Origin of the sequence: Microbacterium sp. NPDC076768, assembly GCF_040687205.1 — a bacterium.
GTDB lineage: Bacteria > Actinomycetota > Actinomycetes > Actinomycetales > Microbacteriaceae > Microbacterium.
In genome coordinates this window covers 880,369-894,602 of record NZ_JBFBMU010000002.1, presented here as the reverse complement: position 1 = coordinate 894,602, position 14,234 = coordinate 880,369, and the positions used below count along the sequence as shown (strand labels likewise).

12 protein-coding genes are annotated in these 14,234 nt (G+C 61.6%); 5 read left to right on the top strand and 7 right to left on the bottom strand.

From position 1 onward, the window contains the following. The first annotated feature begins 103 nt into the window (after positions 1-103). Positions 104-2,044 carry a 1-deoxy-D-xylulose-5-phosphate synthase gene (gene dxs / locus AB0O87_RS10710; protein WP_363515312.1) on the top strand — a complete coding sequence of 647 codons (1,941 nt, stop codon included), beginning with the start codon at positions 104-106 and terminating at the stop codon, positions 2,042-2,044. Positions 2,045-2,100: 56 nt separating this feature from the next. On the opposite strand, the gene AB0O87_RS10705 is transcribed toward dxs, so the two are convergent. From AB0O87_RS10705 to AB0O87_RS10690, 4 genes are all read right to left on the bottom strand, one after another. Further along, positions 2,101-4,245 (bottom strand): 3-hydroxyacyl-CoA dehydrogenase NAD-binding domain-containing protein, encoded by a 2,145-nt coding sequence (locus tag AB0O87_RS10705; protein ID WP_363516210.1) that lies wholly within the window; start codon positions 4,243-4,245, stop codon positions 2,101-2,103. A gap of 8 nt (positions 4,246-4,253) precedes the next feature. Beyond that, positions 4,254-5,462, bottom strand: a complete 1,209-nt coding sequence (locus AB0O87_RS10700; RefSeq protein WP_363515309.1) for a thiolase family protein — start codon at positions 5,460-5,462, stop codon at positions 4,254-4,256. 72 nt (positions 5,463-5,534) lie between these two features. Further along, on the bottom strand, positions 5,535-6,728 hold the full coding sequence (locus AB0O87_RS10695) for an HRDC domain-containing protein (RefSeq protein ID WP_363515306.1): 1,194 nt from the start codon (positions 6,726-6,728) through the stop codon (positions 5,535-5,537). Continuing rightward, entirely contained in the window at positions 6,721-7,302 is a 582-nt protein-coding gene (locus AB0O87_RS10690; RefSeq protein ID WP_363515303.1) for a DUF3000 domain-containing protein, read from the bottom strand. Before AB0O87_RS10690 ends, AB0O87_RS10695 begins: the two co-directional genes overlap by 8 nt. A 25-nt stretch (positions 7,303-7,327) precedes the next feature. Between AB0O87_RS10690 and AB0O87_RS10685 the strand changes: the two genes are divergently transcribed. Next, a complete protein-coding gene (locus tag AB0O87_RS10685) occupies positions 7,328-8,482 on the top strand; it encodes an alpha/beta fold hydrolase (RefSeq protein ID WP_363515300.1) in 1,155 nt (384 codons plus the stop codon). On the opposite strand, the gene AB0O87_RS10680 is transcribed toward AB0O87_RS10685, so the two are convergent. After that, the gene (locus AB0O87_RS10680; RefSeq protein WP_363515297.1) at positions 8,466-8,897 is read right to left on the bottom strand and encodes a SufE family protein; all 432 of its coding nucleotides are present in this window, start codon (positions 8,895-8,897) and stop codon (positions 8,466-8,468) included. The two genes, AB0O87_RS10685 and AB0O87_RS10680, sit on opposite strands and share 17 nt — an antisense overlap. A 19-nt stretch (positions 8,898-8,916) precedes the next feature. Further along, positions 8,917-9,810, bottom strand: coding sequence for a sulfurtransferase (locus AB0O87_RS10675; protein WP_363515294.1), 894 nt, complete (start codon positions 9,808-9,810; stop codon positions 8,917-8,919). A gap of 145 nt (positions 9,811-9,955) precedes the next feature. Here AB0O87_RS10675 and zapE point away from each other — a divergent pair, with 145 nt between their 5' ends. From zapE to AB0O87_RS10660, 3 genes are all read left to right on the top strand, one after another. Further along, complete coding sequence (gene zapE / locus AB0O87_RS10670; protein WP_363515291.1) at positions 9,956-10,993, top strand: cell division protein ZapE; 1,038 nt, start codon at positions 9,956-9,958, stop codon at positions 10,991-10,993. A gap of 136 nt (positions 10,994-11,129) precedes the next feature. Then, positions 11,130-12,368 carry an ammonium transporter gene (locus AB0O87_RS10665; RefSeq protein WP_363515288.1) on the top strand — a complete coding sequence of 413 codons (1,239 nt, stop codon included), beginning with the start codon at positions 11,130-11,132 and terminating at the stop codon, positions 12,366-12,368. 19 nt (positions 12,369-12,387) lie between these two features. Next, positions 12,388-12,972: a type II toxin-antitoxin system PemK/MazF family toxin gene (locus AB0O87_RS10660; protein WP_363515285.1), complete on the top strand. Its 585-nt coding sequence runs from the start codon at positions 12,388-12,390 to the stop codon at positions 12,970-12,972. Here the strand turns inward: AB0O87_RS10660 and AB0O87_RS10655 are convergent. Further along, positions 12,938-14,113 carry a DUF1611 domain-containing protein gene (locus tag AB0O87_RS10655; protein WP_363515282.1) on the bottom strand — a complete coding sequence of 392 codons (1,176 nt, stop codon included), beginning with the start codon at positions 14,111-14,113 and terminating at the stop codon, positions 12,938-12,940. The two genes, AB0O87_RS10660 and AB0O87_RS10655, sit on opposite strands and share 35 nt — an antisense overlap. Positions 14,114-14,234 lie beyond the last annotated feature (121 nt).

The following is a 14,234-nucleotide window of genomic DNA, read 5'->3' as shown; positions in this document are numbered from 1 at the left end:
AAGGGGGGCCCGTTCACGGCCCCCGTAATGCCTATCGGGGTAAGATCAAAGAGCGCTCGTACCCTCGTCGGGCGCTTCTGACGGAGCCTATGAGGAGGCGCAGATGCCCATTCTTTCGAGCATCTCAGGACCCCGCGATCTCGACGCTCTCTCGAACGAACAGCTCGCCGACCTCGCCGATGAGGTTCGTGCATTCCTGGTAGAAAATGTTTCACGGACGGGCGGCCACCTCGGCCCCAACCTCGGTGTCGTGGAACTCACCATCGCGTTACACAGGGTTTTCTCCTCGCCGGACGATCCTTTTATTTTCGACACTGGGCATCAGTCATATGTGCACAAGCTCCTGACTGGTCGTCAGGATTTTTCTGCGCTGCGTGTGCGCGGCGGTCTCGCTGGGTATCCGCAGCGCGGGGAGAGCCCCCACGATGTGGTGGAGTCCTCTCATGCGTCGAGCTCTCTGAGCTGGGCAGACGGTATTTCCCGGGCGCTCACCGCTACCGGTCGCGCGGATCGCCACGTCGTTGCTGTGGTGGGTGATGGTGCGCTTACCGGCGGCATGACGTGGGAAGCGCTAAACAATATTTCCGATGACAACGATCGCAACCTTGTGATTGTGGTCAATGACAATGGTCGGTCCTATGCACCCACCATCGGTGGAATGTCGCGCTATCTCAACCGCGTGCGAACCGCCGGAGCATACAAAGATCTGCATCAGCGCTCTGACCGGCTCTTCCGCGCACTTGGTCCGGTGGGGCGTGCGGTGTTCCGCGGCGTCCGCGGCGGAACACATGGCTTTCTGTCGAGGTTCGTGAACAACGAGGCGTTGTACTCCAACCTCGACATAAAGTACCTCGGGCCTGTCGACGGACACGACCTTCCTGCACTTCTGGAGACTCTGGAGTTGGCGAAGTCCTATGGCGCTCCGGTTATCGTCCACACGATTACCGAGAAGGGCCGCGGCTACCAGCCGGCCCGCGACGATGAAGCCGACCAGTTCCATGCCGTGGGTCGGATCGACCCAGCGACGGGCGAGACGCTCTCTTCGGGTGGGCGCGGTTGGACCGACGTGTTCTCGGAAGCGTTGGTCTCTGTCGGCGAAAGACGCAATGATGTCATTGCGATGACTGCGGCGATGTTGCGGCCTACCGGGCTTGCCCCTTTCGCTGAGCGCTTCCCCGATCGGGTATACGACGTGGGCATCGCGGAGCAGCACGCCGTGACTTCTGCGGCTGGCTTGGCTTTCGGCGGCCTGCACCCCGTTGTTGCGCTGTATGCGACCTTCATGGGGCGCGCATTCGATCAGGTGTTGATGGATGTTGCTCTGCACCGTGCTGGGGTGACGTTCGTACTTGACCGCGCCGGCGTTACCGGTCCAGATGGCCCCAGCCACCACGGGATGTGGGACCTGGCAATGCTGCAGATCGTCCCCCATATTCGCATCGCGGCTCCGCGAGACGGTGCGAGGCTGACGGAGGCGCTCGACGAAGCAGTAGAGGTCGATGACGCTCCGACGGTTATCCGTTTCCCCAAGGGAGCAGTCGCGGCAGATCTTCCTGCGATCGAGCGGCTAGACGATGGTGTCGATGTGTTGGCCCGCGGCGAATCGGAAGACGTTCTGATCGTCGCTATCGGTGCGTTCGCTGAACTCGCCATCGATGTTGCAGACCGGCTTCGCGCGCAGGGTATCGGCGCCACGGTCATCGATCCGCGGTGGGCGATTCCTGTGCAGCCTTCAATTGTTGAGCTCGCAGCACACCATCGCCTGGTCATCACGCTGGAGGACGGCATCCGCGTCGGTGGCATTGGAACTCGAGTGCGTCAGGTGTTGCGTGAAGCCGGTATCGACACCGCCGTCGATGAGCTGGGGCTGCCCGACGAGTTCATTGACCACGCCTCCCGAGACGAGATTCTGAGCGACGCTGGTCTCACGGCACCGCGCATCGCACAAGACATCGTCTCTCAAGTGCTCGGAACACGTATTCCGAAGGCGCGAAACGTCGGAGAGAACGACATCGTCGACGTGCCGTTGAGCGAACGGCACTAGCCGCCACAGACCTAAAAAGGGGCCGCATCTAGAGATGCGGCCCCTTTTTCGTGAAATCAGCGGCTCTCGACGCCCCGGATCTGCGGGGTGTGGAAAGAGCCTCCGAATGCTCGCTCCGAGGCGCCTTCGCGGTCGAGGTACGGCGATGCTCCACCATCGATGAACGGCCAACCGGCGCCGAGGATCAGGCAAAGGTCGATGTCTTCAACCTCGGGAACAACACCCTCGTCGAGCATCAGCTTGATCTCGGTGGCGAGACCATCCTGCACTCTCTGCAGGATGGTTGACGCGGAGGAGGGGGTCTTTCCGACAGCGGGCTTCAGAACCTTCTCCGCCTGCTTGCTCCACCCGACAACGCGGCCGCCCTTGTCTTTCTCTACGACTGCATCGAGCTCCGCCAGCGCATGGAAGTTCTCGTTCGCGTAGAAACGCTCGGGGAAGGCCTTCACCATCGTGTCCTGCACGTGTGCGGCGACCTTCCAACCCACGAGATTGATGAGCTGGAACGGCCCCATCGGCAAGCCCAGCGGGCCGAATGCTTTCTCGACGTCGGCGATGGGCGTGCCTTCATACACAGCGCGTGCTGCTTCTCCCATCACCTTGGCAAGCAGCCGGTTGACAACAAACCCAGGAGCATCTGCGGTGAGTACCGCGCTCTTTCCCAGACTCTTTGCCACCACGAACGCTGTCGATAGTGCGGCCTCCGACGTGCTCGGTGTCTTCACTATCTCGATCAGCGGCATCACAGCGACCGGGTTGAAGAAGTGGAATCCGACAAGACGCTCTGGGTGCGCGAGCTTCGCCCCAATCTCTTCTACCGACAGCGAAGAGGTGTTGGTGGCAAGGATGGCGTCTTCGGCAATGACCTTCTCGATCTCGCCGAAAACCTGCTGCTTGACGCCGACCTCTTCAAATACGGCTTCGATGACGAAGTCGCAGTCTGCATAGAGGCTCTTGTCGGTCGTGCCGGTAACAAGCCCGCGGAGCTTGTTCGCCGCATCGGAGTCGAGTCGACCCTTAGCCTCGAGCTTTCCGATTTCTTCGTGAATGTAGGCGACGCCCTTGTCGACGCGAGCCTGGTCGAGATCGGTGATGAGGACAGGCACCTGCAGCTTGCGCACGAAAAGCAAAGCAAACTGGCTCGCCATCAGACCAGCGCCGATGATGCCGACCTTGGTCACCTTCTTGGCGAGTTGCTTGTCCGGAGCGCCGACTGGCCGCTTTGCGCGCTTCTGTACAAGATCGAACGCGTACATCGAGGCGGCGAACTGGTCACCGGTCACGAGCTCGGCGAGTGCTTCGTCTTCGCGGGCGAAGCCTTCGGCCTTCGTTCCGCTCTTTGCCTTGTCGAGGAGTTCGAGAGCAGCATACGGCGACTGGGGAACAGTGCCGATCTTCGACTCGAGCATTCCACGCGCCATCTTGATCGCGATGGGCCACTTGGTCAGGCGCTCGATCTTTCCCGGTTCGTTCTTGCGCTCCACTTTCTTGCCGCCGAGCACATCGTCTGCCCACGCGAGTGAGTTTTCGAGATAGTTGGCTGCGGGGAAGATCGCATCGAAAATGCCCAGATCGAACGCTTGCTGCGGCTTCAGCATTCGGTTCTGCTTGAGCGGGTTGGAGATCACAACCTCGAGCGCATTCTCAATACCGATCAGGTTCGGCAAGAGGTACGCGCCGCCCCAGCCGGGAATGATGCCGAGGAAGACCTCTGGCAAAGCAATAGCGGCTGCTGATGCGTCGACTGTGCGGTAGCTCGAGTTCAGCGCAATTTCGAGCCCGCCACCCAGCGCGAGTCCGTTCACGAAGGCGAACGACGGCACTCCCAGGTCTCCGAACTTTCCGAGAACCTTGTGGCCGAGTTGCGCAATCATGCGGGCATTGTCACGCGAGCCCACCTTGCTGATATCGGAGAGATCGGCGCCCGCAGCAAGAATGTACTGCTTGCCGGTTACGCCGACAGCCTGGATCTCACCGGCAGCCGCTCGTTTTTTGAGAGCGTCAAGCGTCTGGCCCAACTGAGTGAGCGTTGCCGGGCCCAGAGTGTTCGGACGCGTGTGGTCACGCCCGTTGTCGAGCGTGATCAGGGCGAGAACCTTGCCGGAGGCGAGACGAATGTCACGCACAGGAGACTGCGTAATCACCTCGCCCTCCGTCAGGGCCTGGATGGGGGAGAAGTCGATCTCGTCGTAATTCGTCACGTTCGCGCTCACTTCTTTTTCTTCTTGCCGTCGTAGTGCGGGTTCTCCCAGATGACGGAACCGCCCTGGCCGAGCCCCACACACATGGCTGTCAGGCCGTAGCGCACGTCAGGACGCTCTGCGAACTGTGCAGCGAGCTGAATCATCAGTCGGACACCTGAGGCCGCGAGAGGGTGTCCCACCGCGATTGCGCCGCCCCACTGGTTTACCCGAGGGTCATCGTCGGCGATACCGAAGTGATCCAGCAACGAGATCACCTGAATGGCGAAAGCTTCGTTGAGCTCGAACAGTCCGATGTCGGAGATGGTGAGGCCCGCTTTTTGAAGAGCCTTCTCGGTCGAGGGGATCGGACCGATGCCCATGATCTCTGGCTGCACACCGGCGAAGGCGAACGAGACCATCCGCATCTTGGGAGCGAGACCAAACTCCTTCACCGCACCACCACCTGCCAGAAGAGACATCGTGGCGCCATCGGTGAGAGGTGACGACGTACCGGCGGTGACGCGACCGTGCGGCCGGAACGGTGTCTTGAGCGCGGCGAGGTCTTCCATCGTGGTTTGCGGACGACGCCCCTCGTCTTCGGTTGCGAGGCCCCATGCGCCATCGACGCCCTTGGTAGCAACGGAAACGAGGTCCGGCTGAATCTTGCCTGCGTCGTAAGCTGCCTGCACCTTGTGCTGGCTGAGCATGCCAAAGCGGTCAGAGCGTTCTTTGGTGAGGTGGGGGAAGCGGTCAAAAATGCGCTCGGCAGTAACGCCCATGTTCAGTGCGCCCGGATCGACCATCTTCTCCGACACGAAGCGAGGGTTCGGGTCTGCGTTGCCACCAATAGGGTGATGTCCCATGTGCTCGACGCCGCCAGCGATGGCGAAGTCGTACATGCCAACGCCGATCGATGCTCCCATGGTCGTGACGCTGGTCATCGCGCCTGCGCACATGCGCTCAACGGCCAGACCTGGCACAGTCTGGGGGAGTCCGGCGAGGATCGCCACTGAGCGTCCGAGGGTCAACCCCTGGTCGCCAGTCTGACTTGTCGCAGCGATAGCGACGTCATCGATGCGGTCGGTGGGGACGGCAGCGTTACGCTCCATCAGCCCGATAGTCGCCTTCACGGCGAGGTCATCCGCGCGGGTGTTCCAGTACATGCCTTTTTCGCCGGCACGCCCAAAAGGCGTGCGTACTCCATCGACGAAGAAGACGTCCGAGATCTCGGCCACTCTGCCTCCAAGTTAGTGCGTAGCCTCAGTCTACGAAGCAAGAGAAACCGGGAGGAATCGGTTGGGCTGAACCTACGAAGTCGCGGCAGGGGCAGGGTCAGGCGATTGGGCTGCTTCTACAAAGGCGTCAGCAATCTTCTGTGCAGTTTGTTCAATCTGCCAAGTACGCGCACCGAGGTCGGCCAGCGCCGCGGCGATCTCTTGCGACGTTTCACCCGGCAGTTCCCACGAGATCCGGCGGAGATACTCCGGCGTGAGGAGGTTCTCGGTCGGCATACCCAGCTCGGTCGCCACGCTCTCCACAACGGGACGAGCGGCTTTCAGACGTGCGTCTGCCTCGGGGTTGCGGTCAGACCAGGCTCGCGGAGGGGGGAGAGTGTCGCTGGGCACGCGCTCCCGGGGGAGATCTTCGCTTGTGCGACCGTCGACGATCGCCTGCCACCAGCGATCCAACTGGCTGCGGCTTGCTCTTCCCTGGAACTCTTTGACGCCAGCCAGCGCCTGCTTCGATTGTGGGTTCGCCATCACGGCAGCAACCAGAGACCGGTCTGGCACGAGTCGCCCAGGAGATGTGTCTTGCTCTTGGGCATACGCCTCACGCGCCTGCCACAGCGAGCGAGCGACCGCAAGATTGCGAGCGCCGCGCACCTGGTGAAGACCGCTCAGTCGTCTCCATGGGTCTTCTCTCGGCGGTTTCGGAAGGCGAGTGAGTGTGGCGGCGAATTCTTCGTCGGCGAAAGCGGTTTTGCCCTGTTCTTCTAGTTCAGTCACCAGCGCATCGCGCACATCGATCAGATGAAGTACGTCGAGCGCTGCGTAGTCGAGCCAGGAATCAGGGAGCGGGCGAGTCGACCAGTCCGCCGCGGAGTGCTCTTTTTTGAGAGTGATACCGAGAGTGTCTTCCACCACAGCCCCCAGCCCGACGCGCTCGTGCCCTAGCAATCGTGAGGCGAGTTCGGTGTCGAAGATCGTCGGCGGTTCGAGATCAAGCTCACGGAGCGAGGGGAGGTCTTGGCTCGCGGCGTGGAGCACCCATTCAAAATTTCCGATGGCCTCGTGAAGTGCTGAGAAATCACCGATTGCTGGAGGGTCGAACAGGAACACCCCTGCATCGCGACGGAACACCTGCACCAGATAGGCGCGCTGTGAGTAGCGGAACCCTGAGGCGCGTTCCACATCCACAGCAACCGGACCAGTACCGGCGGCGAGGGCGCCGCATGCTGCGCGGAACTCCTCAGTAGTCGAGATCACGGAGTATTCAGTCACGTACAGCCTTTCGCGCGCCGATCACGGCGATGCCCTCGGAGCCGGGCGGAAGTCCCGCCAGCATTCCGACCAGCTCAGCCCATGCTTCGACATGTGGTCGGAAGGGGCCGTCCGGAGTCCAGGACGCCCGCAATTCTATCTGGGCGCCGTCGCCTTCACTGTCTAGGCCGCCGAATCCCTTGGAAAGTGTCTTGGTGGAGGTGCCAGAAGGCGAGTGATACGTCGCATCGCGGGAGTCGAGCGCGTCGACGAGCCATGACCAGGTGACGTCGGCGAGCAGCGGGTCGATGCCGATCTCGGTCTCCAGCGGCGCCTGGGCGAAGATGATGATTCTCCACAGTCCACCCCAGGCACTGGGGGCGTCTGGATCGTGGAGCAGAACGAACCGTCCAGTGCCGTAGACCGACTCGCCGTCGTCCGCTGGACGCACATTTGCCGCAAGGGCGATAGCGAAGGGAGCGAGTCCCTGAGGGGTGGCGATTTCGCTCACCGTGATGTCATCGCGGAACGCTGTGTCGCGCAGCTCAGCCACGGCACTGTCGAAAGGCGTCCCGGCCTCGGGGTGTGCGGTCACGCTGACAGGCTAGAGTCAGGAAGCGATGAAGAGTCTCAGGCACGCCGTTACGCTCCTTGTCCCTGCTCTGCTCACTTCGGTCGCTGCGGTGGCCTTGGTGGTCTTTGCCGTCGCCCGTCGGGTCGTGACGCCGATGCGCCGCGCGACAGACACCGATATTCTTTCGGTCGATACTGGCGCGCAAACCATCGAGCTGCGGGCAACAGCAGACACTGTCCTGCCTGGCCGATACGGACTTTTCACGAGTGGCACCTACGGCTATGTGAAGCTCGGCGCTGTTCTTGGGATTGACGGTTCTGCGGTCAGGCGCAAGCTTCTGACGCAGATCGAAACAGGGGCAAAAGTCGATCGGGCCGCAGCCTTCAGCGGTTACTACTACTCGTCTCCCGGGGAGCTGCACCTGCAGTGGGAGTCAGTGACGATCGACTCGCCAGCTGGCACATGCCCTGGCTGGTTCTTCCCTGCCTCCTCAGACACCTGGGTGATCCAAGTGCACGGGCGAGGGGCGAGCCGTGCAGAATGTCTGCGGGCTGTGCCGATCCTGCAGGCCGCTGGTCTTGCGAACCTGGTGGTCTCTTATCGCAACGATGGCGAAGGACCGCGAACGCGGGTTGGTGCTTATGCGCTCGGTGCGGCGGAGTGGCGAGACGTCGACGCCGCCATCACCTATGCGCTCCGTCACGGCGCTGCACGCGTGATCTTGATGGGATGGTCGATGGGGGGCGCCGTCTCGTTGCAGGCCGCTGTCAACTCCCGGCATCGAGAGTCGATCGTCGGATTGATTCTGGAGTCGCCTGTCGTCGACTGGCGCTCTGTGTTGCGCTACCAAGCACGAATGGTCGGGGTGCATGCTCCCTTGCCGCAGCTCGCTATGGGAGCGCTTCAGCTGCCGCTCACTGCCCGACTCAGCGGCGCTGACGCACCCATCGCGTTCGACCGTCTTGACATGGTGGCCCGGGCAGACGAACTCACCGCACCCATCCTGATCTTGCACAGCGAAGACGACGGTTTTGTGCCGGCGGATGCGTCACACGCCCTTCAGCAAGCTCGCCCTGATTTGGTGACAATGCCCACTTTTACCGTCGCTCGCCACACGAAGATCTGGAACTACGACGAGACCGGATGGTCAACGGCGATCGCCAGCTGGCTGGAAACCCAGGGCTTTAGCTCTTCTGCTTGACCTGGTTTTTTGCGCGCATCAACATGCCGGTCATCCCACCCAATCTCAGGGGAGAGACCGCCTTGGTGAGTCCGATGGACTGAGGGTAGTCATCGGGAATCGCCAGCACCTGCTCTGCGGTGAGCCCACTGAGGCCCTGCACGAGGATGCTGGCGAAGCCGCGTGTGGTCGGTGCTTCCGGGGGTGCCGTCGCATGCATCGTCACGATGCCGTCGTTCACTTCGACGTAGATATAAACGGGGGACTGGCACTCGACTACTCGCTCGTGCATCTCGGGGTGCTCGGCGACCTCGGCGGAAACATCTGGAAGCTCGTCTGAAAACTCGAGCAGCAGCAGAAGGCGATCCGATTCAGGGGTCTCGAGAAAACCGTCGCGAATCTCAGCGAGTGTGTCAGGAAGTGGCATGGTGCTCATCCCTGTCATTGTCACACGCTCACAGGGAACCAGGCTCGTTGCCTGCGACGATCGGGACACGGACGGCGCTGCCCCACTCTGTCCAGGAGCCGTCGTAGTTGCGCACGTTCTCGAACCCGAGGAGGTGCTTGAGGACGAACCAGGTGTGGCTGGAGCGTTCGCCGATTCGGCAGTAGGCGACGACCTCATCGCCGTCTTTCAGGCCAGCGCCATCGCGGTAGATCGACTCAAGCTCCGCACGGCTCTTGAACCCGCCGTCTTCTGCCACAGCCTTGGCCCACGGCACACTCTGCGCGGTGGGGATGTGACCTGCGCGCAATGCCCCCTCCTCCGGATATGCCGGAGCGGTCGTCCGCTCGCCGCTGTACTCCTCTGGCGAACGAACATCGATCAGGGGGCTTCCGATATGTGCCAAGACATCGTCTTTGTAGGCGCGGATGACCGAGTCATCACGCTCGATGATCGGGTAATCAGTCGCGGGGCGGTTTGAAGCCTCTCGTGTGAGTGGGCGTCCTTCGGAGATCCAGCGGTCCCTGCCGCCATCCAGTAGACGCACGTCTTCGTGGCCGAAGAGCGAGAAAACCCAGAGTGCGTATGCCGCCCACCAGTTGTTCTTGTCGCCGTAGATCACGACAGTGTCGTCTCGGGAGATGCCTTTGCGGCTGAGGAGTGCGGCGAAGCCTTCGCCATCCACGTAGTCGCGCACGACGGCGTCGTTGAGTTCCGTGTGCCAGTCAACCTTCACCGCACCAGGGATGTGGCCCGTTTCGTACAGCAGAACGTCTTCGTCTGATTCGACCACCACTAGTCCTGGCGCATCCAATCGTTCAGCCAACCATTCGGTGGTGACAAGACGACCAGGCTCTGCGTACTCGGCGAATTTGGGGGAGGAGGAGTCGAACTCGATGGCCATGGGATCTCCGAAGCGTTGAGCGGGCGTAGGTGCGGCTGCAGACGGCGTATTGTTGATCCGTCCCTTCGACGATAGATCCCCGCCGAGCCTCCTGCGCCCAATTCGTAAGACTTCGATATAGGCCAGCACCTGATTCAGGACTGTGATGACCGAAACGACAAGCCGCACCGGAGTCGTGCACCTCACCGAACGTCAGCCGACTGTGAGCGGACCTGAGATGTTGGCGAGCCTTGTGCCGCCGCGTCAGTTCGACACGGCGACTTTTGACAGCTACCGCGCCGATTCGGCGTATCCCTCGCAGGAAGAGGCAAAAGAGACGCTGCAGTCGTTCGCTGGACGCGGCGCTCCGGTCAAGCGCGGCGGGTTCTTCAGCCGCGCGAAAAAGGAGCCAGAGCTGAAGCCAGGCGTGTACCTCGACGGCGGCTTCGGCGTCGGAAAGACGCACCTTCTTGCTGCGATCTATCACGCGATGCCCGCGCGTCGGAAGTACTTCGGATCCTTCATCGAGTACACCGCTTTGGTTGGCGCGCTCGGCTATAAGAACACCGTCGACTTGCTCAAAGGAGCAGATCTGCTGTGCATCGATGAGTTTGAACTCGATGATCCAGGCGACACGATGGTGATGACTCGGCTTCTGGGTGAGCTCGTGCCCACGGGAACGCGGCTGGCCGCAACTTCTAATACTCCGCCAAACGCCCTCGGCGAGGGGCGTTTCGCCGCACAGGATTTTCTTCGCGAAATCCACGCCATGTCGGATAGCTTCCAGACCTTGCGTATTGACGGTGTCGATTTTCGTCAACGCGCACTCGACGGACATGCGGTCGTGCTCGACGACGACGGCTACACGGCAGCGGTTGAGGCGGCTGGCGCGACGGGCGCTGTGTCGGACGACCTTTTCGACGATCTGATTCGGCACCTTGCTCAGGTGCATCCTTCGCGGTACATCCGCTTGATCGACGGCATCGCCAAAGTGGGCCTGCGTCACGTCCGACAGCTCACCGATCAGTCAGAGGCGCTCCGCTTCGTGGCTTTCGTTGACCGCGTGTACGACGCACAGATCCCGATGCTGGCGACCGGTTTGAGCCTGGACGCTGTTTTCTCCGATGAGATGCTCGCAGGCGGATACCGCAAGAAGTACTTGCGCGCTATCTCTCGCCTCAATGCCCTCACACATTCTGAGTAAGCCTGAAGATGCGCGTAACGTGATGTTCACGGATGCGGTCGCGCTGTAACCACGACGAAACATAGCCCACGCATTCACGAAACCGCGGGTCGTCACACTGAAGCTCTCAATTACTTCGGATGTGAGGTTTTCCCCTATGGATGCTCCCGGCAACATCTCGTGGGCCATCACCGCGACAGCGTTGGTCCTGCTCATGACGCCAGGCGTCGCCTTCTTCTATGGCGGTCTCGTCAAGGCGAAGAGCGTCGTCAGCATGATGATGATGAGCTTCGGCTCTATCGGTCTCGTCGCTGTGCTGTGGATTCTCTTCGGCTACTCGATGAGCGCCGTTGACAGCCCAACCGCCTTCGCAGGCAACCCGTTCGCGGACTTCGGGCTTTCCAGCCTGGCTGCGGGTGAAGGTTCGAACGTCGCGCTTCTGGGTGTTGCTTACGGCGCTACCTTCGCGATCATCACCATCGCCCTTATCTCGGGAGCGATCGCAGACCGCGCCAAGTTTGGTAGCTGGTTGATCTTCGCTGGAATCTTCGCGACGGTCGGGTACTTCCCGGTCGCAGCGTGGGTCTGGGGCGGCGGCTGGATCATGAACCTCGGCACGACCATGTTTGGTGAAGACAGCGGAATCGGCGTGATTGACTACGCCGGTGGTACTGCAGTGCACATCAACGCAGGTGCGGCGGCTCTGGCACTCGCCCTGGTGCTCGGCAAGCGCATTGGCTTCCAGAAGGGCATCCTGAAGCCGCACAACGTGCCGCTTACCCTGCTGGGTGCCGCGCTGCTGTGGTTCGGGTGGTTCGGATTCAACGCCGGTGCAGAGTGGCTCGCAGAAGACATGGGCGCCGTCGGCCTCATCGGTCTGAACACCCTCGGCGCTACGGCAGCAGCCATCCTCGGTTGGATTCTGATCGAGAAGATCAAGGACGGCAAGCCCACCTCCGTCGGTGCGGCCTCTGGTGCAGTTGCTGGTCTTGTGGCCATCACCCCCGCATGCGCAAACTTGACCCCAGGATGGGCACTGCTGCTGGGTGCTGTCTCGGGTATCGTCTGTGCTCTCGCCGTCGAGATGAAGTTCCGCTGGGGCTTCGATGACTCTCTTGACGTGGTGGGAATCCACCTCGTCGGTGGAATGATCGGAACGCTGTACCTCGGCTTCTTCGCCACCGAAACCGGTCTGTTCGTCGGCGGCAACGCCAACCAGCTCATCGTGCAGGCGCTTGCCGCGGTCGGCGTCCTTATCTACTCGTTCGTTGTCGCCTTCATCATCGGCATCGCAATCGAGAAGACGATCGGCTTCCGCGTGACCAACGAAGACGAAATCGCCGGTGTCGACCAGGTCGTGCACGGCGAAGAGGGCTACGCACTCACGAACGCCTGACTGCGGTTAGGGTGACCGTGTGAGCAAGAAAAACGGCATCCTGGCAACACTCGCAAACATCCTGCTCAAAGCAGTGGGATCGAACCGGGCGTCTCGGACTTCAGATCCGAGGCGTCCGGTTTCGCGTGCGAGGGGAGCGCAACCCGCATCGTCGCAATCGACCTCCGATGTGGAACCAGGCAGACGGCCCGGCTCAGAGACCATCCGGATCGATCCGGAATGGATCGTCGGCTTACAGGTGTCCTACGCACCGCAACGAGATGGGGCGCCAGATGCCGGTGAGATCGTCTGGACCTGGGTGCCATACGAAGAGAATGACGGACGAGGAAAAGACCGACCGGTGCTGGTGATCGGGCGCGAGTCTGCCGATCGCGTGTATGCGGTCAGGCTCACAAGCAAGCAGCATGGCACCGATAGCGACTATGTGTCTATTGGCACCGGGGCTTGGGACGCGCAGGGGCGCGAGTCATGGGTTGACGTAGAGCAGCTCTACAGCGTGCACGAGCGAGGATTGCGCCGTGAGGCCGCTGTCCTGGATCGCGCACGCTATGACGGCGTAAGCGCCGTACTTACGCGGCGCTACGGGTGGACTCTCGCGGGTTGAGAGCGGGAAACGCCTGCAACACCATCTCTACTAAATCGGAGAGCGGGCGTGTGAGGGGGTCGGTCGCGGGAAGACCGGTGTCGAGCTCGATCTCATCGATCGCCGCGGTGAGGTGGACCGTGGAAAGATTCTCGTGGTTGACGGTGACCCCGATGACGCGAGTGTCGGCGAAGGCCTCAATGAGCGCGATCTCGCTCGTTACGGTCGGCATCGCCACCATCGGGAAGTCGCCCAGCACCTTGCGCCCAGGTGCATGCTGCACGATCACTCCTGCCGGCCGACTGCCGCGAAGGATGTGGGCGGAAGTGATGTACGCGGGGTGGCTCAGTGCGCCCTGACCTTCGACGATTATCACATCGGGGTCTTCGCCCTCGAACGCGGCGACGACTTGGTTCTCCACCTCGCCAGAGCAGAACTGGGGGACGAGGGCGTCAAGGGCCACGCCGTAACGACCACCTTGAATGATTGTCGTCTGACCGGTACCAACGAGCACAGCGTGAATACCGCGCTCGTTGAGGGCGCGCACCAAGATTGTGGCGGTGGTTCGCTTGCCGATGGCGCCGTCTGTGCCGAGAATCGCGATGCGAGGGCAGGTCACATCGAAGATACGCCCTGAAAACAGGTGAAGATCTTTCTTGTCGCGCGGGCGGCGAATGTCTGTGATTGTGACCTGCGCGAGGAGGGCCGCTGCCATGAACTCCGCGTCATCTGTCAAGAACTCGTGCAGACCGTTGATGATGTGCATGCCGCGAGCAATGCCATCCAGCAACACGGTGCGCTGATCCTCAGAGAGCAGCCCGTCGGCTGGCGCCACCCCGCAGATGAGGTAGTCGGGTACTCGGCCAAGGTGGATGATTGCCGAGTCGAGACCGCTCAGAATGGGGATGCCGCTTGGTGCCTCATCTAGCAGCATGCCGGCGTCGGCGCCTGCATGTGTGCTGTCTATGACGCCGAGGATCTGGTACTTCTCGGAGTGACGAACCAGCCCGTTGGCGGTTTTGCCATCTTGTGCACCGAACTGGCCCTCGCAGTAGACGAGTGCGGTCGCTCCTGCGGGAAGCTCGATGGGGGCAGCCCATGCGTGCGCGGGATCGATCGCATCTGCGGGCTCGACAAATGAAGGCACTGACGGGGTGGGCATGACGCTCCTTGGGCTCACACAGAGGAGGCGACGGAGAACGAAATGGCCGATGCGGCCCGTTGGTCGACAAGAAGTCTTCCCTGGCGCCGGCAAGATGCCAGCTTGCTTACCGTAGCAGTGC